Here is a 21,086-nt window from a genome sequence, read left to right as displayed (position 1 = left end):
TTACGCGCTCCGCGGCTCAACGAACATCCGGCCGCGCATTTCCATGTGCAGCGCGTGGCAGAACCACTGGCAATAGAACCAATGCACGCCCGGACGATCAGCGATGAACGTGACCGAGGCGGTGGCCTGCGGCGCTACCTCCATCGCGATGCCGAAGTTCGACAGGCAGAAGCCGTGGGTCACGTCGTCCACGTCATCCAGGTTAGTGACGTAAACAGTGACTTCATCGCCTTGCTTGACGGTGAACTTCTCTATGCTGAACACAGGCGCGACCGAGGTCATGTAGACCCGCACCTTGTTGCCATCGCGGATCGGCTCATCCGCGCCATAGTCTAGATCGACGCCATCGGCTTCGGCCTGTTTGCGCGCATCTTCCCACATCGGGTCGTTGCGATCCCAGACATTGACCGGGTTCACCTTGGATCGGTGCACAAGGATCGAGTCATGCGGCTCGGCAAAGGTCGGGCCGTCATGAACCACCCTCATCTTATCCCCCGAGATGTCGATCAACTGCTCGTTTTCAGGCTTCAACGGGCCCACGTTCAGGAAGCGGTCTTTCGAGAACTTGTTCATCGAAATCAGCCACTTGCCGTCAGCCTCGGCGGTTTCACCCATCGAGGTCGAGTTGTGACCGGGCTGATAATGCACGTCCACCTTGTCGAGGATCGGATCAACGTCTGCGCCACCATAAGCTTCGATCGCTTTGGCGATGTCCCATTTCACCACCTGGCTGTCCAAGAAAAGGGTGGTGTAGGCGTTGCCCTTGCCATCGAACGCAGTGTGAAGCGGGCCAAGGCCCAACTGCGGTTCGGCCACGATGGCAGAACGCGGATCAGCGTTGTCGGTAAACAGCGCGCCGACCTTCTCAACGTCGATCACGGACACGGTCGGCGACAGTTTACCGTTGATCATGATATGTTTCTTGTCGGGCGCTGCGTTCACACCGTGCGGCGAGTTCGGGATCGGGATGTAGCGGGTCAGGTTGCCACCTGCCTCTTTGCGGCCATCCACGACTTTGACGCCGTTCAGTTCCTGATAGCTGCCTGCGGCGATCGCGTCTTCGATGCCTTTGAGGTTGAACACGACCACATGGTCCAGTTCATTCTCGGTCATCTCGGCCAGGTTCATGCCCATTTCCGAGTTATATGAGGTCGAGAATGCGTATTTGCCCTGATAGTCACAGTCGGTGTTGTCGAGGTTGCCCGACACCATTACCTGCCACGCAATCTCCATCGTATCACCGTCGATGGCGGTGAAAATGTTCACATATTGCGACGGATCGTCGAGGATCTGGCCGTCATTCACCAGCGGTGCTTCGTGCTCACCATTCGCAAAGATATAGCCGGTGCGCGGATATTTCTGCGGACGCAAACCGTGAATGTCATGCGCGTTCGGGATCTCGATGATCTTGTCGCATTTCATCACGTCGCAGCGCACACGGGCCACGCGGGTGTTGGCCTTGTCGTTCATGAACAGATAGCGGCCATCATAGGTGCCATCGGTGAAGGACATGTGCGGGTGGTGCAGGTCGCCATTGTCATAGGTGACCTTGCCGTTTGCGGCCAGAAACTCCTTGGTTTCCGGCAGCAGGCCTTCGGTTAGAACCTTCAGCGACTCATTGGTCTGGCCCCAGCCAGTGGCCGAGCAGCGGTTGAACACAGGTACCCGCATCAGTTCCCGCATCGAGGGCACGCCCAGAATGCGCAGCTCACCGGTCTGGCCCGAGGACCAGAAGCCGTAATATTCGTCCAGCTCACCCGGCTCCAGATGCGCATTTGCGGCAGCGCTTGCCTCGCGCGCGGTCATCAAGGTCGAGCTGAGCCCGGTCCCGGCCAGAACGGCACCGGTGGCAGTGGCCCCCAGCATTCCGCGGCGCGTGATGTTCAGTTTGTTTTCAGTATCCGACATAATCTTCCCTCCTTTTTAGGAAGCGGTTTGCGGTTTGGCGTTTGGATGGTTCGCCGGTGGTTGTCCGAGTGGGGTCTTCATCTGGACCGACCCTGTCTTGGCCCGCCGTTTCATCTGGCGGATAACGACGGGACATTTGTCCTCGGACTGGTAGAGCACCTGACAATGCAGGCAGGTGACGCACTCGTTCGGATTGATCTCGCCGGTGGGGTGGATGGCCTGAACGGGGCATTCGTTGGCGCAGGTCTGACAAGGGGTGCCGCAATCCTTGTAGCGGCGCAACCAGTCGAACATGCGGATACGGGCGGGGATCGCCAGCGCTCCGCCCAGCGGGCAGAGATAGCGGCAGTAGAACCGTTCAATGAACAGCCCGATCCCCAGAAGGGCCAGCGCGAAGACCACAAAAGGCCAGTCGCGTATGAATTTCAGGATGATCGCGGTCTTGAACGGTTCGACCTCGGCATATTTTTCGGCCAACGGGATCGAAACGAAGCTGATGCCGAAGAGTACGAGGAAGATCATGTATTTCGCGGGCCAAAGCCGCTCGTTCAAACCCCAGGGCAGCGTCCATTGCGGCACCTTGAAGGCGCGAGCAATCTTGTTGGTCAGCTCCTGCAGCGCACCGAACGGGCACAACCAGCCGCAATAGGCACCGCGACCCCAAAACAGCAGCGCGGCCGCTACGGCGAACCACTGAATGAAGACCAGCGGGTCAAGCAGAAAGGCATCCCACGAGAAGCCGGTGCGCAGGCTGCCGGCCAATGCCATCAGGTTCACCACACTGAGCTGCGCGTTGGCGTACCAGCCGATGAAGAACAGAGTCACCGTCAGGAAGCCGATGCGGAACCAGTAGAAAACCCGCGCATTCATCGTGGCGTGGAACTGGAAGAAGAAGGTGGCCGTCAGTACCAGCAGCATCACGCCCAGAACCGCGATCTCAAACACGCGGTCTTTCCAGATACGTTGCCACAGGACGGCCTTGGCAGCGGCTTCATCGGTTGCGTCATCCACGACCGTAGGCGCTGTGACCGGCAGTAGATAGTGTTCGGGCAGCATGTAGCCCAAATCGAAGGTCAAAAAGGTTTTCTCAACCGCTCCCACCGCACGCTGTACTAGCAGTTGCAAGCGGAACGGCTCTGCCGGATCGAACTCGGCATCGGCGGGGATTTTGAAGATATCCAATTCGGTGAAGCTGGGCGCGTCCGGCGCAGCCACTTCTCCTAGGCGGCGTTGTTGCTTGTCAAAGAACCGCACCGAACTGTCGCCCTGGATCAACTGGATCCGGTCGAAAATACCCCCGCGAACATAGCCCGAGCCTTTGAAACTATAGGCTCCGCGCCCGAGCACCAGAACGGCTTGTTCGCCTTCGTCCAACCAGTCCACAAGGTTCTGAAACTCGGCCTCTCCCAGTAGCGACTTGCCGATGGATGGGACCGAGACAAGCGCCATGTGCATGTCGATGAACGTCTCGTCGAGTTCGCCCGGCTCAGGCCGACTGATAGCGCGCTGATCGCCCGTGGCCTCGAATGCAGTATTCACCTGTCCGATATCCAGCGTCAGTCGCCGTACCGAGCCGTCGCCGGATAGGGTGGTCCAGTCATAGACCGCGCCCTGCGCCAGATCGACTTCGCGCTTCGGCCCGTCAGCCTGTAGCGGAGATAAATCTCCCAGACCCAGCGCCCGCGCCACTTTGATCCCGCCACGTACGAGGCTGTCGTCGATCACCATGATCGTGACTGTTGCGCCCGAGATGATGTCGAGGTCATGTCCCTCGCCACCGGTTTCGGCCTCACGCTTCAGGTCCAGACCAGTATAGCCTTCGGTCAGCTCGACCATGCGCGAATTGGGAATGCCGACCAGCACGATGGGTTCAGAGTGTTTGACCAGTTGGACGCCGGTCAGCACTGCATCCTGATCGATGCCTGCAACGACATGGATTGGCTTGCCAGAATACCCGGTGGTGCCCACGAAATCAGAGGTCAGAAAGGCCCAGGCAACGGTCTCACCGCCTTTCAGGACCGGGGCAACCGGAATGTCATTACGGACCGGACCAAAGGCATCGGCACCGGGGGCCAGATCGGCGGGTTCTATTTCAGGGAGGAAGCTGGCAAGGCTGTCTGCATGGGCACTGATCGCCATCAGGCAGGACAGGGCAAGGGCCAGCAGGAAATGGATTGCGCGACTTACGACCACGGCGCACCTCCGGTATTTAGGGTGGACGCCATGGACGCGCGTAGGGCGCGTTCAGTTGCTTCTTGGGTCGCGCAAGGGGGTCCTCGGGTTTCGGGCCACAGGCGCGTTGCATCGCGGTGCCGCAGCTGATCGACGCATTGTGCAACTGCCAGATGGGTTACGGCGGGCTGCGTCATAGTGGGTAGGTCCGGCACTGGGGCCGCGGCTGTGACCGCGCATAGGGCGCAGTCGGCGCATTTCGGGCAGGGCGCGATAGGGTCTTCGGTCTCCTCCTCAAGGTCCACCTGAACCCAGACTGCCCCCGCCTCCGAGCAGATCTCCACCCACATGCTTTCACCGGTACTCGCCGGAACCGGGCTCAGCATTTGCAACAACAGCAGGAAGATACCCGCCAAAGCAAAAGCCACGCGGGACGCGCGAACAGGGAGGTTGTGCAGAGGGTTAGAAGAGGGCATGGAGAATCCAACTCGGCATTCCTTCCTGAGTTTTAGGGGATTCTCGCAGCGAGATACTTGATTTAAGTCATTTGTTCCGAAACGGAGTAAAAATTAAGGTCTTGACAGAAGAACTTGGGTAGAGGCGGGCACGCACCCAATTTACCGAGAGACATTGATTTGGGTAGTGGATTTTGTCCATTTATATCGGGTAGTTACGCAGTTATCTATTATACAGAAACGCCCCTCAGAGACGGTGTTTGCACGTAATTTGGTGAACGTCTGCACCAAGCACAATTGAGACACCGGCGCGGTCGACGACATGGAACGATTATTGCGACGCGCTAGGAGCGAAACCGGTGCGTAAGGCAGTCTTATCCATCGACGATTGGCTGGGTTGCGTTGCTTGCGTCGACTTGTCTTCGGACCATTTCGGCGATCAGGATGCCGGCAGGCGCCGATCCCCAAATACAAATTTGGATTGCGAGGGCTTCGATGTCGCGAAAAAGAGGGTCGATTACGAACAGCAAGACACGAAACAGCCAGAACGACCCCCACATCGAGCCAACAAAGCGCCACATCCATATACGATGCTGAGCTGCGTCTTGGCGGCGGATCGCAAGCACGCCTAATACAGCTGTGGTGTAAACAAACATCGACATTGAGACAAAGCCCCAGGTCGACAGTGCTCCACCATACTCACCTACTGATCCGTGCTGGGCAGCAAGTACCACGGAACACCCGACACCAACTGTCAGTATCCAAAAGCAGACTCGGCCAATCAATGCATGGTTTCGCGCCTGACCACCGGGGAAAAACATCTGCACGTGCATTAACACAAAAACGATTGTATTGCAGACAACATGCCCCAGTAGGAGTGCGGATCGTATCTCCGGACCATTTGCGAAACGATCATAAAACGCGACCCCCCATGCCGGGTGATTGGTAAAAGTTTCGCCCCAGGCGGAGCAAGAATTGTTAGGGCATGTAGAGACGGCAGCTGCGCTTGCAGGATCGCTTAATCCCAAATTGATCAACACGTCGTAGATGCCAACGAAATTGGCGATCGACGCCGCGGGACCGTGGATGACGTAGCCCGCGTTCAGGTAGAGCATTAAGAAAATGCCGAAAAGCAGAACTGGTAAGTACTTACGTCGCAGTACGGCATGAACCGCAAGACATGCCCAGATGGCCAGACCAACGAAGACCGATATTACTCCAAACGGAACTGTCACTTCGCTCTCCCAACCTAAACAATCAAAAGGCTCGCACAATAGCCACTGACAACATGATATTTTTTGCGATTGGCAATGTGAGTCATTTTGAAAGTTGTCCCCTACGATTCGATTTCAACGCGCGTCTCGAAAAGGAAGTCTTGAAGCTTCTGTTCAACGCTGGACCTAGACGACGCGTCTGTCTTAGAAAGGCTCACTGTGACGCAAAGTCCGCGTGGCCCGCCGGCCTCCACTTGCACGTGAGCGTCGGGCAACTTCAGTTGTTCTCGAAGCAGATTTGATACTACCAGCTTTGCAGCATCGCACCGCAGACTGGGCTTGAAGATCTTGCCGACTGACGTCAGCGGTATCTCATCAACAATCTCAATGATCTTCGGCCAAGCTGGTCTTTCATCGATAGTGTTCTGAGCATGTGCCATTAGTTCTTCAACGGTAACCTCATCGGATGTGTGGACCTGAATGAAACATATCGGCAGTTCTCCAGCATAAGGATCGGGCATGCCGACCGCTGCTGCCAACGCGATAGCAGGGTGGGTACTCATCGCATTTTCAATCATGACCGGATCGATATTGTGGCCGCTTCGGATAATCAGATCTTTCGAGCGTCCGGCAACATAAAGGCACCCATTCGCATCTTTGTACCCCAAGTCGCCCGAATTCAGAACACCGTCTACGAACACCTCACTGTTGAATTCTGGAACGCTGTAACCGGGCGACACGTGAGGACCCTTGATGGCTACAACACCGATTTCGCCAATCTCACACACCGCGCTAAGACCACCATCGCTTTCCAGCTTTAGAACGTCGACATTTGTGTAAGGTAACGCCCAGCCAACCGAACCTGCAGTACCCGTACCGCAGAGTGGATCGATACTGATCAATCCGGAAGCTTCCGTCATGCCCAGAATTTCAAAAAGAGTGCAGCCGGTCACTTCCTTGAACTTCTGCCCGACCGCAGGCGGTAGCAATGAAGCGCCAGTCGCGCCCGCCCGCACGCGCGAGATGTCATGATCGCCAATTGGCGTTTGCAAGATCGCACCAATAGCAGTTGGTACGCCGCCAACAATTGTAACCTTGTATTGTGCAACAAGACGCCAAAAGCTTGCGACAACTGCTGGGTTTCGCAGACCGGCTGGAGTCATGACGAGCAGTTCAACGCCTGCCATAAAGCAACTGAGACCGCCGACAATCGTTCCTGCGACGTGAAAAAGAGGAAAAGTAGCGGTAAATACATCATCAGAGCGAAAGCCGCACATGACTGCTCCCCCGAATGCTGCGACCAGCTGGCTGCGGTGGGTGTGCGCAACAAGCTTTGGTACACCGGTTGTGCCCCCGGTGTGAAAATAGGCCGCCAGATCTGTACCCCTGCGCGCCTCCCCAAAAGTCAGATGATCATCAGGTTGGGCCATCAAAGCACTGGCAAGATCAATAACTCCTTCTTCGGGCGGTGTACCCGGCGGAGAAACGCGCACAAGTACGAGGCCCGGAACCTGCTCCCGCATTGCTAGAGCTTTCTCCCAAATGTCCAGCTGTGGATGAGGGCCAAGAGCAACAAGAATCTTTGCTTCGGAGGCTTTGAGAAGTTCTGCTATGCTCTCAGGCTGCAATAGAAAATTGATCGGAACAGCGTACCCAGCCGTTTCTGCTCCCCACAATGTGACGTGGGTTTCAATCAAAGCGGGCAGCATAAACGCAACGCCCGGTGCTTCACCTCCAATTGCTGCAAACAGATTTGCAGCGCGCATTATCTGTCCCAGCAACTGTTTATAGGTCACACGGCGCGGCTCTTCGTCCTCAGTTCCGGTCATCAGCATTGTCAGCGCAGTCGCATCAGGATCGCGATCAGCGCTGTTGATAAAGACATCCAAGATGCTTTGCTCAGGTAACCGCTCTTCAAGCGTCATTTCTGCTTCGAACTCAGCAATATCACTTTGAGTCTTGATCGGCCGTGTACCGAGATTAGCCATGGGATCTCCTTCAACTTCTAGAAAGTGATGCCCGAGCTTTGGTCGAGCAACTGAAATTTGCAACTCCAACATACGAGATAAAGCGCAAAAACAAGCCAATTTACGAAAGGTCGCTTTGTCCGCAAAGTGGACATATATCGAGATTTTGCGAATGACCGCGTGGAACCCATAGTGGCCGATGCTGCGCGATCAACCGACAACGATTATGCGCAGAAAGCTGACTTTGCGAAGTTTCGCGCTCGACCCAAAGACGAAGAACATCAACTGGCAAATTCCTGCCGGAGAATAGGCTGGGTTCTTTTCATAACCCGCAAGATTGCAATAGAACTTCGTAACCACTCATATCGGCAATATAGCTTCTTGCAAAACAGCGACAGAAAAACGAATACGAAATGGCTGCGCCTGCCCGGTACTGCTCGCGCTGCGTTTGCGATGGGGCTTTTTGCTTTTGTATCTGCCTGCGCTCAGGGCTCAAACGACGCGGATCTCGATCCAGAACGTCAGGCCATGGCGTTGCGAGAAGTCGAACAAAAACAAGCTCGAGGGCAAAGGGTGTGGTGTGTACCCTACGCACGTAACCTCAGCGGTATCGAAATTCGCGGAAACGCCAAGGACTGGTGGGGCAAGGCGCGTAGTACATTTGAAAGAGGCAGTGAACCGGTTGTCGGTGCGGTAATGTCATTTCGAGCAACCCGAGGCATGCCCCTTGGTCACGTGGCTGTCGTATCCGATGTTGTCACCGACAGGGAAGTCATCGTGAACCATGCCAACTGGCACCGCAACAAGGTATCATTGAAAATGGCCGTCAAGGATGTATCCAAAAACAATGATTGGACGTTGGTCCGGGTCGAAAGTCATCCGGGCCGGTATGGCGGTTTCTACCCGGTGAACGGGTTTATTTATCCCAAAGTTGACGATTAGCCTAAATCAATTATGAATCGCATCCTGTGCACATCCGGCGGTTCGGACATAAGTGGCCAGCCAGCGCAGGCGGGCCAATGACGGAAAAGTCCGCAACTCGGACATAAAGCCTAATTTGCTGAATGCCCGGTCTCGGTGAAAGCAGATATCGCGCAATATCGACTCGTTTTTTCGACTTAAATGTCTGCTTCTGCCGAAAACGGTCATTCCCGAAAACCATTGGAAGTTCCGCTAAGCGGACCAAGCCGCTCTCAGATGGTATCGCTTGCATGTCTGCGTTACATTGGAGCGGTCGTCGCCTAGAACAGCTTGCAATTCTATCGCGACGGAAACCCGAATAGTGGAAGTCCATGTCCGACACAATCCTTGTTGCTGAACCAACTATCCGCCTTATTGCCTTCCTTTCCGTCCTGGCCGCGATGGCACTTTGGGAAGTGGCCGCACCCCGACGAAGACGGGATATTCCGCGCGTTATCCGATGGACAAACAACCTTGCGCTCGTGGTGCTCGACACCGCCATTCTGCGGCTGACCTTTCCAATCCTCGCAGTCGGTCTCGCAGCCATGGCCGAGGATCGCGGATGGGGGCTCTTCAACAACATCGAGGCGCCGGTTTGGGTTGCCATCTTGGTCTCCATGCTGCTTCTCGATCTCGCAATCTACCTTCAGCATGTGATGTTCCACGCCGTACCTGGGCTTTGGCGTCTACACCGGATGCATCACGCCGACCTCGATTTTGACGCGACCACTGGCTTGCGTTTCCATCCGGTAGAAATCCTGATCTCGATGGGGATCAAGCTGTCGGTTGTAGCAGCCTTAGGGCCGCCCGCTGTCGCCGTACTCCTGTTCGAGGTGATCCTGAACGCTACCGCGCTTTTCAATCACGCAAACATCGATTTGCCGCGTCCGGTGGATCGAATTCTCAGATGGCTCGTTGTCACTCCAGACATGCACCGAGTCCACCACTCCGTCGATCCAAGCGAGACCAACTCGAACTTTGGCTTTAACCTACCGTGGTGGGACCGCCTTCTAGGTACTTACATTGCGCAACCCGAGAAGGGGCATAAAGGCATGGAAATCGGCATCGAGCAGTTTCGCACACGCCGAGACCTCTGGCTCGACCGAATGCTGCTTCAGCCGCTGCGCGGCCCGGCGAGCGGAGGTGCCCTCGACGCCCCGAGCCAACGGAGGCGATCTTCATCTGTCTCGTCCGGGCGAACCAAGCTTGGCACTGACCAAATAGACCAATAGCGTTGAACCAAAGACTGCTTTGCCGCGCTTGAGTGTCCTTCGCGAGGCGTTCAGCATCGGCAGAAAAGTCCGCATTGCAGACATTGGGCGTTATTAACTGAATGTCCGCATCGAGCCCAAAGCGGACAAGCACCAAATCTCATAATTTTCTCGTACCGGTGGTAGTTTCAAACGTCGGTCAATTTTACCATAGTAGCAGGCTTGCTTTTTGCGCCTCGAAACCTTTTGGCGTCGGAAAAAGCGAGCGCATCCTAGCAACAAGTTTGATCTCTCCATCCAGCATCTTTCGGACAGTGTTTAACCAGTTATTGAAGGTTTCAGATTCCCAATGATCCTGGACTGCGGCTTCGTTCCGGAACACTTCGTAGAAATAGAAACGATTTGGGTTTGTTTCATCCACCATAATATGAAACTGGAAAACTTCGGGTTCTTCACTGACAACATTTTGCGCTTGGAAGATGCTGGCGTCCAAAAAGGGCTGCCGATACTCAGGTTTTACGTTGATCACGAAGAACCCACCAAACATTGCATCGTCCATATTTGTCTCCCTCATTGACCTGAAAGCGGCGAAGGTCGCAAAACACACCTGTCCTGCTGGATGGTATAAACCTAAAGCACTGCGATACCCATGAACCTAAGCGGATATCCTTTCTTCATCTGCTTCACCCCATCCTAGCGCGCGCGCAAGTTCGTGTGACATTGTGGTAAGTGTATGGCCAATCTTTTCTCGCTCGGAAGGTGTAAACACCCGAAGAGACGCCGTAGCGCCGATTGAAAGCGTCGCACCAACACCTGTCTTGGTCAGCGTTGTAGCGACAGAACTGATTCCGCGCTCGAGCTCTTCAACACATTCGGCATACCCTTTGGCTCGAATGACATCGAGTTCCGCGGCCAGATCCTTGGGGTCTGTAATCGTGCGATCTGTGTACTGCTTAAGCTGCCCATCCAATCGGTCTTGAGACAGCAGTTCAGGCGAAACGGCGGCGATTGCCTTGGCGCAAGAGCACGCGTGCATTGGTCGTTTGCCCATACCTGGATGAAGAAAAGACACGCCCGTCTGCGGTGTCTCCACATGAATAATCTCGACCCAATGGCCCCGTAGCCGAGACAAGAAAAATGCAGCGCCATAGTCATTCGCGGCGCCAGATAGGACAGGCGCAATCACTTGCAAAAGAGCGGGATCAGAGTGATCGCTCAACGTGATACGCTTTAGCCTATTCCCAATCGCGAACTCTCCGCGGGTTGGTGATTCAAGGAGGCCGGACGAAACAAGGTCTTGAACCAGCCTGTAGGCCGTCGGTTTAGGTATATCGGACTGAGCACATATATCCGCTACGGACGCACGTCCTTTTTGACCCACGATTTCCAAAACCAGCGCTAATCGTTCGAGATGCATTTTTCTCACTTTATGATAATTGATTTTTCGATATACGATACAATTTGGGGAATCAAGGGAGGAGCATACGATGGATGGACAATGCTGTGGACCGGGCTTCAAGAGTCCGCAAGAAGCCATCAAAGCCCCCCGAGAAAAGCTACTCTACACGATCGCCATCTACACCGGGACAGGGATCCAGAAACCTGATTACCTTGCTACAGTGGATGTCGACCCTGACAGCCCGACCTATTCTCAGGTAATCCATAGGCTGGAAATGCCGGGGATTGGGGACGAGCTTCACCACATGGGGTGGAACGCCTGTTCGTCCTGTCACGACGACGGCTCGATGTCCCGCAAATACCTGATCCTGCCGGGCGTACGCTCTAACAACCTTCACATCGTTGATACAGCCACTGACCCGCGTGCGCCGCGGTTGCATAAGGTCATCGACGGGGCCGGAATCAAGGCCAAGGCAGATTTATCGGGCCCGCATACGGTGCATTGTTTGGGCTCGGAAATTATCATTTCCTTCCTTGGAAATGCCAAGGGTGAGGCTCCTGGAGGCTATCTGCATCTCGACAAAGAGTTCAACATCGTCGGTCGCTGGGAAACCTCGATGGGCGATATCAAATTCGGCTATGACTTCTGGTACCAACCACGCCACAACGTGATGGTCAGTTCCGAATGGGCTGCGCCCAATACCTTCATGCCGGGCTTCGATCTGGAAGAAGTGGGCCATCTAAAATATGGGCGGGAGCTGCATTTTTGGAATTTCGAAAAGCGCGAACCGGTCGAAAGCTTCTATTTGGGTGAAGACGGGCTGTTGCCACTGGAAGTCAAGTTCCACCATGACCCCGACAGCACGCATGGGTTCTGTGGCGCAGCTCTTTCGACCAATGTGATCCATTGGTGGCAAGACGATGCTAAAAAGTGGCAGTGGGAAAAGATCATCGACGTGGAAAACGAGATGCACCCCGAATGGCCGATCCCGTTGCCGGGGGTAATGTCGGCGATCCTGATCTCGATGGACGACAAATACTTGTACCTGAACAATTGGCTGCATGGAGATATGCGCCAGTATGACATCACCGACCCGCATAATCCCAAGCTAACCGGCCAAGTGTTTATGGGAGGTCTTTTGGGTAGAGCTCCGATAGTTAATGGGGTTGAGGTCGCGGGTGGTCCGCAAATGTTCCAGCTCTCTCTCGACGGACGAAGGCTTTATGTCACGACTTCGCTGTTCTCGACTTGGGATAACCAGTTCTATCCCGAGATCCGCGAAAAGGGCGGGGTTATGGTGATGATCGATTGCGACCCTGAAAACGGTGGCATGAAGATCAACGAGGATTTCATTTTGGACTTTGGCAAAGAACCGAATGGGCCATCGCGCTGTCACGAGAGCCGGTATCCGGGCGGTGATTGCACAAGCGACATCTGGCTATGACTGTGTATACCGTGACGATCGCGAACAGAGATGGCGCGCAATACTGTGTGGATGCGCGGCGTCCACTTCTGGAAACGCTGAGAGAACAGGGCGTCGACTTGCCTTTTGGGTGCAAGTATGGCGGCTGCATTACCTGCGCGGCAAAACTACAGAGTGGTGCGATCGATCAACGCCGACAGGTTGCGCTGAATAATCGGCAAATCGCGAACGGCTATGTGATCCTTTGCGTGGCACGTCCGACATCCGACATCACGCTTGAGATCGGGGTCGAGAGCCATGACAATCTGTACCGCAATCCGTTTCTCGACCCTCTAAAACCCCACGAACTCAAGGCTGACATTGCGACGCCGAAGGAAGGTTAACCGATGCCCGAAGCAGATATCGACCGCATCTACGATTACGACCCCAAATACCTCGCCGACATCCTGCAGTCGGTTAAAACCATTGCAATGGTGGGGGCTAGCGCGGACAAAACGAAATTCAGCTATGGCGTTCTGCGACAGCTGAGTGAAATCGGCTATGATATTCTACCGGTGAATCCTAACCCGAATGTTTCGGAAATTAGAGGGCTCAAGGTCTACCACTCGCTGGAAGAGATCGACAAACGTGTTGATATGGTAGACGTTTTTCGTCCAAAGGAAGAGTTGTATGCCTTTGCCGAGAAGGCTATCGCAATCGGGGCAAAAGTTCTTTGGGGTCAAATCGGTGTGTACGACGACAAAGCAGCGCAACTCGCCGAAGCGGCGGGCCTTAAAGTCGTGATGAACCGATGCCCCAAGATTGAACTCTTCCGCCCTTTTTGGAAGCCGCGCCTGGACCTAAAGATATGATGGAAATTCGATTGGTAGCGGCCTCCTCAGCATCCAATAAGGGTGCCAATTGAGATATTGTGCTTACGGAAGAGAAGACACATAATCCTGCCCGCTTTGCGAAATCCGCGTACTCTAAACCCAAGAATGGCCGTTTTATATATAGAACCAACGGCCACCTTGTCCGCGAACCGGATATTCAGGCTACGTCCCAGCGCCGCGCAGCGGCGAACGGCAGCTTTGTGCGCTCTTCGGACCTCCGTCCCTCTTCCAGCCTAACTCATGCAACGAGTATCTCCTTTGACGGGCCGCACCGCGGCGACAGAGGTCAAGGTCAAACGGCCGCTTTTGGTCGTCCTCGAAGGGCAGGGCGCCTTGTGATCACACATGCTGCACGGGCTCCCGTGTCTGTTGAGAGCCCAAAGCGATCGCGCTTTCTTGATGGGACCACTTTGCTCTAAATACCGGGCTGACAGTGCTCTCTCTGCAGGCTAGCTTCCAACAAGCGGGGAGAGAAACATGGAAAAGAGGCTTGCGGCTGTGCTGGCGGCTGATGTCGCTGGATACTCGGCGTTGATGGATCAGGATAGTGACGGAACACTCAAAGCTCTTAAGGCTTTCCGTGAGGATCATCTAACGCCCGCTTTGGCTATTCATGAAGGGCGATTGATCAAAAGCATGGGTGACGGCTGGATTGCTGAGTTTCGCTCCGCATCGGCTGCGACAGAATGCGCGATTGCTGTTCAGACGGCTGACCGACCACAGGAGATTCAAGTCCGCATCGGCATACATACAGGGGAAGTAGTTTCGGAAGGCGATGACATATTCGGTGACGGTATCAACATAGCTGCCCGTCTCGAGGCATTAGCGGACCCGGGGCAGATATTGCTTTCAGACGCAGCACGCAACAGCCTAGACCGGAAAGCCGCCGCCTCGTTCTCTGGCGGTCGGAAGACTGAGTTGAAGAACATTGCACGCCCAGTTGGCGTGTGGCAGTGGCCTGTCGGTTCGACGGCTACAAGTGCAACTGTCAAATCTGAGAAACCCGGTATTGCCGTGCTGCCGTTTGACAATATGTCAGGCGACCCGGAACAAGAGTTTTTCGCTGATGGAATTACCGAGGACATCATAACAGAGTTGTCTCGTTTTCGTTGGTTGATGGTCGTAGCGCGAAACTCATCTTTTACTTTTAAAGGTAAGAGCACCGACATTCGCGAAGTAGGGCAGGCGCTCGGCGTGAGGTATGTGCTTGAGGGTTCGGTAAGGCGCGCAGGCCAGCGTCTACGGATAACAGGACAGCTAATTGATGCAGAGAATGGCAGTCATCTTTGGGCCGATCGTTTCGATGGGATGCTGGACGATGTTTTTGACCTTCAAGATCAGGTCACGCAGGAAGTTGTTACGGCGATCGAACCGTCCGTTCGCCATGCCGAGACAGTTCGCGCTCGGGCGAAACCGACAGAAAATCTCGACGCTTATGAACTTTATCTTCGGGCCCGGTCACATTTTCACCTGCTGACGGACGAAGACAACCGTGAGGCCATTCGCCTTACGCGTCTGGCGTTGGAGCGCGATCCTGATTATTCGTCGGCAGCTGGATTACTTGCGTGGTTGCATATCCAAAGAATGGTGCAGGGACTGAAACCGATTGACGAAGGGCCGAAGGCAGCTGTTGCTGCAGCAGAACGTGTATTGTTGAGCGATCGCGCAGATGGAATTGCGTTGGCCTACGCCGCACACTCGATCTCTATGCTTGCACAAGACTTGCCGCGAGCTCGCGCAGTTTTCAAACAAGCATTGGCCGAAAATCCAAACGCTGCGACCGTTCACATGCTCGCTAGCATCAATCTGAGTTTTCTCGACAGACCCGAAGAAGCCCTGGAACACGCGGCACACTCAATCAATCTCAGTCCGAAAGATCCGATGCGGCACGCAGCCTATGTTGGGCAGGCCTCCGCATTTTTCCAACTTGGCCGCTATGCTGAAGCCGTTGAGGCCAATCGAAACGCCTTGGCCATTAGGGCGAAATTCGTGATTACGCATCTCATGCTCATCGCATCCTTGGCTCAAAACGGAGACCTAGAGTCAGCGAGGGCTGCGGTATCTGAACTGAAGGAGCTTCGTCCGGATCTAGACATTAAAGAACAAACGAGACTCCCCATTTTCAGGGTTCCCGAATGCTCGGAGCAATGGAGGGATGGATGGCTAAGAGCAGGCCTTCCAATCTGAGAAAACAAAATCAAGCAGGCTATGCAGCCCGGCGGCTTCGTCCGCAAAGCAGTCGTACGAGCAACTAGCAGCGATTGGCCGCTTCGAGCCCGAACTGCCGAATTCTGCGCTGAACGCGAATGACAGCAATCCATATACATCCTCAGAAATCCAGAGGTCTCACCGCGGTGCCCAGTTGATTTCCGCAGAACACAATGCCTCTCTAAAGAAAAGAGAAACTGACACAACTCGTGTCAGCCGTATTTACGCAAGGCTTCCAGTTCGAGGTCCAACTTCAGTTGCTGGTCGGCAATTTCTGTCATCAGTGATTTCCGCTCAGATTCATCCGTTTCAGCTTTGAGAGCCTGGCGAAGCTCGGTGATCTTGTTTTTCAACTGCACAGCCAGTGGCTTCGCCTGATTTTCTTTCATCAAACGATCAATCACCGCGTCTTTGGGACGAGACAGAAACTCCAGAGGCTTGCCCGCTCCCGGAAGGTCCTTGAACTCATCCGACATATCAGCGGCTTTCATCGCCATTTCGATTGCTGGATTCAAAGGATGTGACATGAAACAATGCCTCACTGCTTTCCTGCCGACAACATAGTTAGCACCTCAGCCATTGTAAGCCCGCTCCTAAAAAAATGACCTGCCGTAAAATTTAGGTTGGCAACGTCCGTTTGGTCCGCACAGCGGTCACTGATGCACTGCGCAGCGAACGTCTGCTTCGAGCCCACTTGGACCGATGCTGCGCGATGCCCCAATTGCAGCAATGCGCAGAAAGCGGTCTTTGCAAAGTTCGGAGTGCGGCCCAATCCGGACGTGAGTTTAGAGTTACGTTGTTGCGGAGGGTTCTCCAAAGTTGCCGTTCACATGCGATGTTTCGTTCACATGGTGGGCATGTTCGCAACGCAGGTTCACCCGACATTCGAGTAAACAGAAAGACGTATCCAAGCGGAACGCCTTATTATCAAGGCCGGTTTACAACAAAACTCGGTACTATCCCTGCCTTTTTGATCGCTGCTTCAACATCATGCCCTGCGAAAAAACCGAATCCAGAGATGAGTGCGGAAGCTATGCCTGCATCTCGTGCGCCCAGTATGTCGGTGTGCAAGCTGTCGCCAACCATCAGAATCCGGGACTTGTCGATGTGCCCGAGACGTTGGAAAGCAAGATCATAGATATTGGCGAAAGGCTTTCCAAAGAACTGAGGAGCGACGCCTGTCCGGTCTGCTAGCCGGTGCGCGTAAAGACCGGGTTCCTTGGAAAAACCGTACTCGCGCGGAGCGACAATGTCAGGGTTGCCGACCAATACCGGGCGGGGACGCTCCAGCAAAGCGGCCTCCAACATGGCTTGTCGCGTTTCCGTCCAAACAGCTGACCCAATCATCAAAAAACCGTCGACGGTTTTGTAGGGATTTGGGTCATCCTCCAGATAGGATAGTTTAAGTCCCTCCAGATCCCGAAGACCGGCACTTGGAGTTGCCATCAATCCCCAATGCAACTCACTTTGGCCGTTTAGTTCAGACAACAACGTGGCCCGACTGGTGATCACGTCCTGTGGCGCGAAGTTGTAACCAAGCCTATTGTATTTCTCGATAAGAGTTGTGTGGGGAAACCCTGCTGCATTCGATACGACCAGAACACGTTTGCCGGCGGCTGTCAGCGACCTGACCCGATCCGGTGTTTCTGGGATTGCCGTATCACCAATATTGAGAACTCCGAAGGCATCGAGGAGGAACACGTCAAACTCGTGAGCTATGTCCTCCAGCGTGTCCGCCTGACGATAGCTCACTTCAGTAGGTCTGGTTTGCGGAAGGCGATGTCTTACAGCCTCGTAGGCGTCAAAAGCCTCTTGCGCAGAGAAAGCGGTCAAATGATGGCCCCTCTTACTTTCGCTGAAACCCATTCGCTGATCATAACCGCGACCAGAATTACAATCAGGATCAGACTAACTTGCGGCCAAGCCAGAACGTTGAGCGAAGCCGACAATTGCAACCCGATACCCCCGGCTCCAACCAGCCCGAGTACCGTGGACTCGCGGATGTTGATATCCCAACGGAAGACGGCAATGCCCGCGAAAGCGGGTAGGATTTGCGGTACGATCCCATAGGCCATAACCTGCCAGCGTGAAGCACCGGTTGCCGTGATTGCTTCGACCTGCGTGTGATCAATTTCCTCAATCGCTTCGTAAAGAAGCTTTGCGCAAAACCCGATTGAACGAATGGCGATTGCTATGACACCGGCGAACACTCCGGGACCAATAATCGCAATCAAAAGTAGCGCCCAGATCAACGAGTTGATAGAGCGGGTCGAGACAATGACCAACAGGGCAATCGGTCGGATGAACAACGCCGATGGCGTGGTGTTGCGGGCCGCCAAAAAGGCAACTGGCACTGCCAGGAACAAGGCAATTATGGTTCCCAGGGTGGCAATGTTTAGCGTGTCCCAAATCGGGCGACCCAACTGGGTGATGTAACCCCATTTAGGAGGCGTTGCACGGGTCCAGATATCATTCGCGATGCGGGGCGCGTCCCAGACGAAAAACCAAGTCGTCGACTCTGAGATCAGCTGCCAGCAGTAAACAAAGATCGCCACACCCAACAACCAGCCGAACCAACGGACCAAGCTCTGACCCGTTGTCCGGCGACGCCAGATTTGCGCATCGTCGCGTTCAAGTATCGGCATTACTGAACCCTCGCTCGGATAATTCCCGAAAGGTATTCAAGTGCCATCACGATGCCGATGATGAGAATGAGAATGGCTGCCGCAGTGTCGTATTCATAGCGGTCGAATGCGGTGTTCAAAGTTGCACCAATTCCGCCAGCCCCCACGAGCCCGAGGATCGCGCTTTCTCGGAAGTTGATGTCGATCCGATACATGGAAAGGCCCACAAGTCGCGGCATAACCTGAGGCTGAACTCCGTAGTTGATCCATTGTGGCCAACGTGCTCCGGAGGCTTTAATAGCCTCGGCCTGAACTTTGTCCATAGCTTCGATATCTTCGGCCAGAAGTTTTGAGAGAAACCCGATGGTGGCGAAAGAAAGCGTCAGAAATCCGGCCAGCGGGCCAAAGCCAAAGATAGCCACAAGCAAAATGGCGACGATAATCTCTTGCAATGCCCGACTTATCGCGACAATGCCTCGGCAAATCATGTAGATTGGCAATGGTGCGATATTGCGTGCAGCCCCGAGCCCAATCGGGATCGAAATCAGGATGCCCACGACCGAGGCGGCCACGGTCATCACGATACTCTCCAGAAGGCCACTCCAAATATCTGACCACCGTGAAATGAAGTCTGGGCTGGTGAACGCAAGTACAAACGCCCACCCTCGGTCTAGCCCTTCATAGACACGGCCCCAATCAACTTCGATGGTCTTAAAGGCTGCGACCAGGTAGGCGAAAAAGCCAAGGAGCAATGCCCATCGGAGGAATGGGTTTTTAATAAAGGCAGGCTTACGCCAGCCTTTTCCCAGCATGTCGTCTAACTCGCGATGGCTCATTCTGCAGCCTCGACATCTTCATCTTCGTCCACTTTTTCGATGGTTGCTTCCCAGTCTTCTTCCCCATAGATCTCGGTCAGCTTCTCAGGGGTAAGGCCTGTGGGTAGCCCATCATACACAATTTCGCCAAAGCGGAGTCCCACGACGCGGGGCACAAACATCTGAGCGAGCGCCACATCGTGGATATTAATAATGGCAGCCAATCCACGTTCCTGACATAACTCGGTGATGAGACGCATTATCTGACGGCTGGTCTTTGGGTCCAGCGACGCTGTTGGTTCATCGACCAACAGCAGTTTTGGGTTCTGTATCAAAGCGCGGCAGATGCCGACCCTTTGGCGTTGACCACCCGATAGTTCATCCGCCCGTTTATCCGCCATGTGCAACAGCCCCACCCGATCAAGCAGGCGGAAGGCTTCGTCCACATCAGACTGCGGATACCTCCGTAGAAAGCTGCGCCAGAACCCCACATAGCCCAGCCTGCCGGACAGTACATTTTCCATCACTGTCAGGCGTTCGACCAAGGCATATTCCTGAAAGATCATGCCCATTTCGCGGCGCGCCTTCCGCAATGCACTCGATCCGAGTTTGGTCAGGTCTACATCATCCAAAAGAACACCGCCGCTTGTAGGTTCAACCAATCGGTTAACACAGCGGATCATGGTCGATTTGCCCGCGCCCGAGGGCCCGATCAACGCAAGAACCTGTCCTTTTGGAACTTCAAGATCAATCGCCTTCAGCGCCTGATCTCCGGTCTTGTATGTTTTCGTCAGCTTTTGAAGACGCAGCATGAAATGCCCCAGATTAGGGAGAACAGCGGGCCCTTTCAGGCCCGCCTGATGAGCCAAAGGTTATTGGCAGGCGTAGGAGACGCCATTTGCTGCGTCAATTTTACGAATGACATCCCAGAATTCCTGATAGGTCATCTCAAGGAATTGGCCTTCGTTTGATTTCGAGAACTCAGCTTCAAGTGTCGTCCCCTCCCAATCGAAGCTGAAGAAGGCATTGCGGATCTTTTCCTGCAACTCGGGCGTCAGGTTGTAAACGGTGCCAAACCCAGTGGTTGGGAAAGTCTGCGACTTATAGATTGTAATGACATCATCCTCATTGATCACGTCACGGGAGATCATCCGCGATTTAACCGAATTCGCAATTGAGGCCGCTAAGTAGTCTTTGTTGGCAACACCTAGGATCGAGTTGTCGTGTTTGCCCGAATAGACAGGCTCAAAGTCGCGTTCGGGCAGAAGATCAAAGTCGCTTTTCAGGATCGCGGAAGGAGCCTTGAATCCCGAGTTCGATGTGGGCGATGTGAAAGCCAGTTGCTTTCCCTTGATGTCTTCAACCTTTTCGATGCCCGAACCCGGATAGGTGATGATTTCCATCTCGTAACCAAAATTACCGTCTTTTGAGGCCATGATCGTGAACGGACGGAACCCAGCGCAGTTTACGGCCAAAGGGTTGGAACCGGTGTTGAATCCCGCAATATGCAGGCGCCCTGAGCGCATCGCCTCGATCTGGGCTGCGTTATTCTGGACTGGAAAAAAGACAACGTCCTTGCCTGTTTCTGCTTTCAAATGGTCGAGAAAGTCTGACCACGCAGTTTTGTAAACGGCGGGGTCTTCAACCGGCGTGTAGGCAAAGATCAAGGTGTCTGGATCTATTTGTTCGGAAGGATCTGTGGGGATATCCGCGATCAAATCCCCGTCGGCATCACAAAAACGCTCGTCCAAGTCACCGCGTGGACAATCTTGCGCCGACGCTATTCCACTCATCGACATGAGTGCGATTGCAGATGCCCCAAGCAATAGTTTGATATCGATCTTCATGTTTTCCTCCC

Annotated in this window: 19 protein-coding genes and 1 pseudogene; 6 read left to right on the top strand and 14 right to left on the bottom strand. The window is 54.3% G+C overall.

What is annotated here, in order from left to right:
* The 5 genes from nosZ to ACR0LH_RS12870 form a co-directional block, all read right to left on the bottom strand.
* Positions 1–1,908, bottom strand: a complete 1,908-nt coding sequence (gene nosZ / locus ACR0LH_RS12890; protein ID WP_480721267.1) for a TAT-dependent nitrous-oxide reductase — start codon at positions 1,906–1,908, stop codon at positions 1–3.
* Positions 1,909–1,923: 15 nt separating this feature from the next.
* Positions 1,924–4,047 carry a 4Fe-4S binding protein gene (locus ACR0LH_RS12885; protein WP_480721519.1) on the bottom strand — a complete coding sequence of 708 codons (2,124 nt, stop codon included), beginning with the start codon at positions 4,045–4,047 and terminating at the stop codon, positions 1,924–1,926.
* A 44-nt stretch (positions 4,048–4,091) separates the two neighbouring features.
* On the bottom strand, positions 4,092–4,556 hold the full coding sequence (locus ACR0LH_RS12880; protein WP_480721266.1) for a hypothetical protein: 465 nt from the start codon (positions 4,554–4,556) through the stop codon (positions 4,092–4,094).
* A 353-nt stretch (positions 4,557–4,909) separates the two neighbouring features.
* Complete coding sequence (locus ACR0LH_RS12875) at positions 4,910–5,770, bottom strand: hypothetical protein (RefSeq protein WP_480721265.1); 861 nt, start codon at positions 5,768–5,770, stop codon at positions 4,910–4,912.
* 101 nt (positions 5,771–5,871) lie between these two features.
* Positions 5,872–7,737 (bottom strand): AMP-binding protein, encoded by a 1,866-nt coding sequence (locus ACR0LH_RS12870; RefSeq protein WP_480721264.1) that lies wholly within the window; start codon positions 7,735–7,737, stop codon positions 5,872–5,874.
* A gap of 432 nt (positions 7,738–8,169) precedes the next feature.
* Here ACR0LH_RS12870 and ACR0LH_RS12865 point away from each other — a divergent pair, with 432 nt between their 5' ends.
* Both ACR0LH_RS12865 and ACR0LH_RS12860 read left to right on the top strand, forming a co-directional pair.
* A complete protein-coding gene (locus ACR0LH_RS12865; protein WP_480721518.1) occupies positions 8,170–8,658 on the top strand; it encodes a CHAP domain-containing protein in 489 nt (162 codons plus the stop codon).
* A gap of 350 nt (positions 8,659–9,008) precedes the next feature.
* Positions 9,009–9,908, top strand: a complete 900-nt coding sequence (locus ACR0LH_RS12860) for a sterol desaturase family protein (RefSeq protein WP_170464538.1) — start codon at positions 9,009–9,011, stop codon at positions 9,906–9,908.
* A gap of 184 nt (positions 9,909–10,092) precedes the next feature.
* On the opposite strand, the gene ACR0LH_RS12855 is transcribed toward ACR0LH_RS12860, so the two are convergent.
* From ACR0LH_RS12855 to ACR0LH_RS12845, 3 genes and pseudogenes are all read right to left on the bottom strand, one after another.
* A complete protein-coding gene (locus ACR0LH_RS12855) occupies positions 10,093–10,446 on the bottom strand; it encodes a putative quinol monooxygenase (RefSeq protein WP_480721262.1) in 354 nt (117 codons plus the stop codon).
* Positions 10,447–10,542: 96 nt separating this feature from the next.
* Positions 10,543–11,106, bottom strand: a complete 564-nt coding sequence (locus tag ACR0LH_RS12850) for an IclR family transcriptional regulator domain-containing protein (protein ID WP_253285947.1) — start codon at positions 11,104–11,106, stop codon at positions 10,543–10,545.
* Positions 11,107–11,169: 63 nt separating this feature from the next.
* A pseudogene (locus ACR0LH_RS12845) lies at positions 11,170–11,304 on the bottom strand (helix-turn-helix domain-containing protein); the annotation flags it as partial.
* 70 nt (positions 11,305–11,374) lie between these two features.
* Here ACR0LH_RS12845 and ACR0LH_RS12840 point away from each other — a divergent pair.
* From ACR0LH_RS12840 to ACR0LH_RS12825, 4 genes are all read left to right on the top strand, one after another.
* Positions 11,375–12,730, top strand: coding sequence for a selenium-binding family protein (locus ACR0LH_RS12840; RefSeq protein WP_480721261.1), 1,356 nt, complete (start codon positions 11,375–11,377; stop codon positions 12,728–12,730).
* Positions 12,727–13,092, top strand: coding sequence for a 2Fe-2S iron-sulfur cluster-binding protein (locus tag ACR0LH_RS12835; RefSeq protein WP_170412916.1), 366 nt, complete (start codon positions 12,727–12,729; stop codon positions 13,090–13,092). Before ACR0LH_RS12840 ends, ACR0LH_RS12835 begins: the two co-directional genes overlap by 4 nt.
* 3 nt (positions 13,093–13,095) lie before the next feature.
* The gene (locus ACR0LH_RS12830) at positions 13,096–13,560 is read left to right on the top strand and encodes a CoA-binding protein (protein ID WP_170389882.1); all 465 of its coding nucleotides are present in this window, start codon (positions 13,096–13,098) and stop codon (positions 13,558–13,560) included.
* A 498-nt stretch (positions 13,561–14,058) separates the two neighbouring features.
* Positions 14,059–15,768 (top strand): adenylate/guanylate cyclase domain-containing protein, encoded by a 1,710-nt coding sequence (locus tag ACR0LH_RS12825; protein WP_480721260.1) that lies wholly within the window; start codon positions 14,059–14,061, stop codon positions 15,766–15,768.
* Between the two features lie 233 nt (positions 15,769–16,001).
* Here the strand turns inward: ACR0LH_RS12825 and ACR0LH_RS12820 are convergent, their stop codons facing one another.
* From ACR0LH_RS12820 to phnD, 6 genes are all read right to left on the bottom strand, one after another.
* A complete protein-coding gene (locus ACR0LH_RS12820) occupies positions 16,002–16,286 on the bottom strand; it encodes a DnaJ family domain-containing protein (protein WP_170624603.1) in 285 nt (94 codons plus the stop codon).
* 430 nt (positions 16,287–16,716) lie between these two features.
* Positions 16,717–17,655: an HAD-IIA family hydrolase gene (locus ACR0LH_RS12815; RefSeq protein WP_170462145.1), complete on the bottom strand. Its 939-nt coding sequence runs from the start codon at positions 17,653–17,655 to the stop codon at positions 16,717–16,719.
* Positions 17,619–18,434 (bottom strand): phosphonate ABC transporter, permease protein PhnE, encoded by an 816-nt coding sequence (gene phnE, locus ACR0LH_RS12810; protein ID WP_170462143.1) that lies wholly within the window; start codon positions 18,432–18,434, stop codon positions 17,619–17,621. The genes ACR0LH_RS12815 and phnE (ACR0LH_RS12810) overlap by 37 nt, the downstream gene beginning before the upstream one ends.
* Positions 18,434–19,249 (bottom strand): phosphonate ABC transporter, permease protein PhnE, encoded by an 816-nt coding sequence (gene phnE, locus ACR0LH_RS12805; RefSeq protein WP_170789601.1) that lies wholly within the window; start codon positions 19,247–19,249, stop codon positions 18,434–18,436. Before phnE (ACR0LH_RS12805) ends, phnE (ACR0LH_RS12810) begins: the two co-directional genes overlap by 1 nt.
* On the bottom strand, positions 19,246–20,040 hold the full coding sequence (gene phnC / locus ACR0LH_RS12800; RefSeq protein ID WP_480721258.1) for a phosphonate ABC transporter ATP-binding protein: 795 nt from the start codon (positions 20,038–20,040) through the stop codon (positions 19,246–19,248). The genes phnE (ACR0LH_RS12805) and phnC overlap by 4 nt, the downstream gene beginning before the upstream one ends.
* Positions 20,041–20,100: 60 nt before the next feature.
* Positions 20,101–21,075, bottom strand: coding sequence for a phosphate/phosphite/phosphonate ABC transporter substrate-binding protein (gene phnD, locus ACR0LH_RS12795; protein WP_170774133.1), 975 nt, complete (start codon positions 21,073–21,075; stop codon positions 20,101–20,103).
* Between the last annotated feature and the right edge of the window lie 11 nt (positions 21,076–21,086).

The organism is Ruegeria sp. CL6, from assembly GCF_056536465.1.
The sequence above is the reverse complement of the archived record's forward strand: the minus strand, read 5'-3'. Positions and strand labels throughout refer to the sequence as shown.

Bases quoted from the DNA above. Each gene is read 5' to 3' on its own strand.
- nosZ (WP_480721267.1), bottom strand. From the start codon at position 1,908: ATGTCGGATACTGAAAACAAACTGAACATCACGCGCCGCGGAATGCTG.
- ACR0LH_RS12885 (WP_480721519.1), bottom strand. From the start codon at position 4,047: ATGGCGATCAGTGCCCATGCAGACAGCCTTGCCAGCTTCCTCCCTGAA.
- ACR0LH_RS12880 (WP_480721266.1), bottom strand. From the start codon at position 4,556: ATGCCCTCTTCTAACCCTCTGCACAACCTCCCTGTTCGCGCGTCCCGC.
- ACR0LH_RS12870 (WP_480721264.1), bottom strand. From the start codon at position 7,737: ATGGCTAATCTCGGTACACGGCCGATCAAGACTCAAAGTGATATTGCT.
- ACR0LH_RS12865 (WP_480721518.1), top strand. From the start codon at position 8,170: ATGGGGCTTTTTGCTTTTGTATCTGCCTGCGCTCAGGGCTCAAACGAC.
- ACR0LH_RS12860 (WP_170464538.1), top strand. From the start codon at position 9,009: ATGTCCGACACAATCCTTGTTGCTGAACCAACTATCCGCCTTATTGCC.
- ACR0LH_RS12855 (WP_480721262.1), bottom strand. From the start codon at position 10,446: ATGGACGATGCAATGTTTGGTGGGTTCTTCGTGATCAACGTAAAACCT.
- ACR0LH_RS12840 (WP_480721261.1), top strand. From the start codon at position 11,375: ATGGATGGACAATGCTGTGGACCGGGCTTCAAGAGTCCGCAAGAAGCC.
- ACR0LH_RS12835 (WP_170412916.1), top strand. From the start codon at position 12,727: ATGACTGTGTATACCGTGACGATCGCGAACAGAGATGGCGCGCAATAC.
- ACR0LH_RS12830 (WP_170389882.1), top strand. From the start codon at position 13,096: ATGCCCGAAGCAGATATCGACCGCATCTACGATTACGACCCCAAATAC.
- ACR0LH_RS12825 (WP_480721260.1), top strand. From the start codon at position 14,059: ATGGAAAAGAGGCTTGCGGCTGTGCTGGCGGCTGATGTCGCTGGATAC.
- ACR0LH_RS12820 (WP_170624603.1), bottom strand. From the start codon at position 16,286: ATGGCGATGAAAGCCGCTGATATGTCGGATGAGTTCAAGGACCTTCCG.
- ACR0LH_RS12815 (WP_170462145.1), bottom strand. From the start codon at position 17,655: ATGGGTTTCAGCGAAAGTAAGAGGGGCCATCATTTGACCGCTTTCTCT.
- phnE (WP_170462143.1), bottom strand. From the start codon at position 18,434: ATGCCGATACTTGAACGCGACGATGCGCAAATCTGGCGTCGCCGGACA.
- phnE (WP_170789601.1), bottom strand. From the start codon at position 19,249: ATGAGCCATCGCGAGTTAGACGACATGCTGGGAAAAGGCTGGCGTAAG.
- phnC (WP_480721258.1), bottom strand. From the start codon at position 20,040: ATGCTGCGTCTTCAAAAGCTGACGAAAACATACAAGACCGGAGATCAG.
- phnD (WP_170774133.1), bottom strand. From the start codon at position 21,075: ATGAAGATCGATATCAAACTATTGCTTGGGGCATCTGCAATCGCACTC.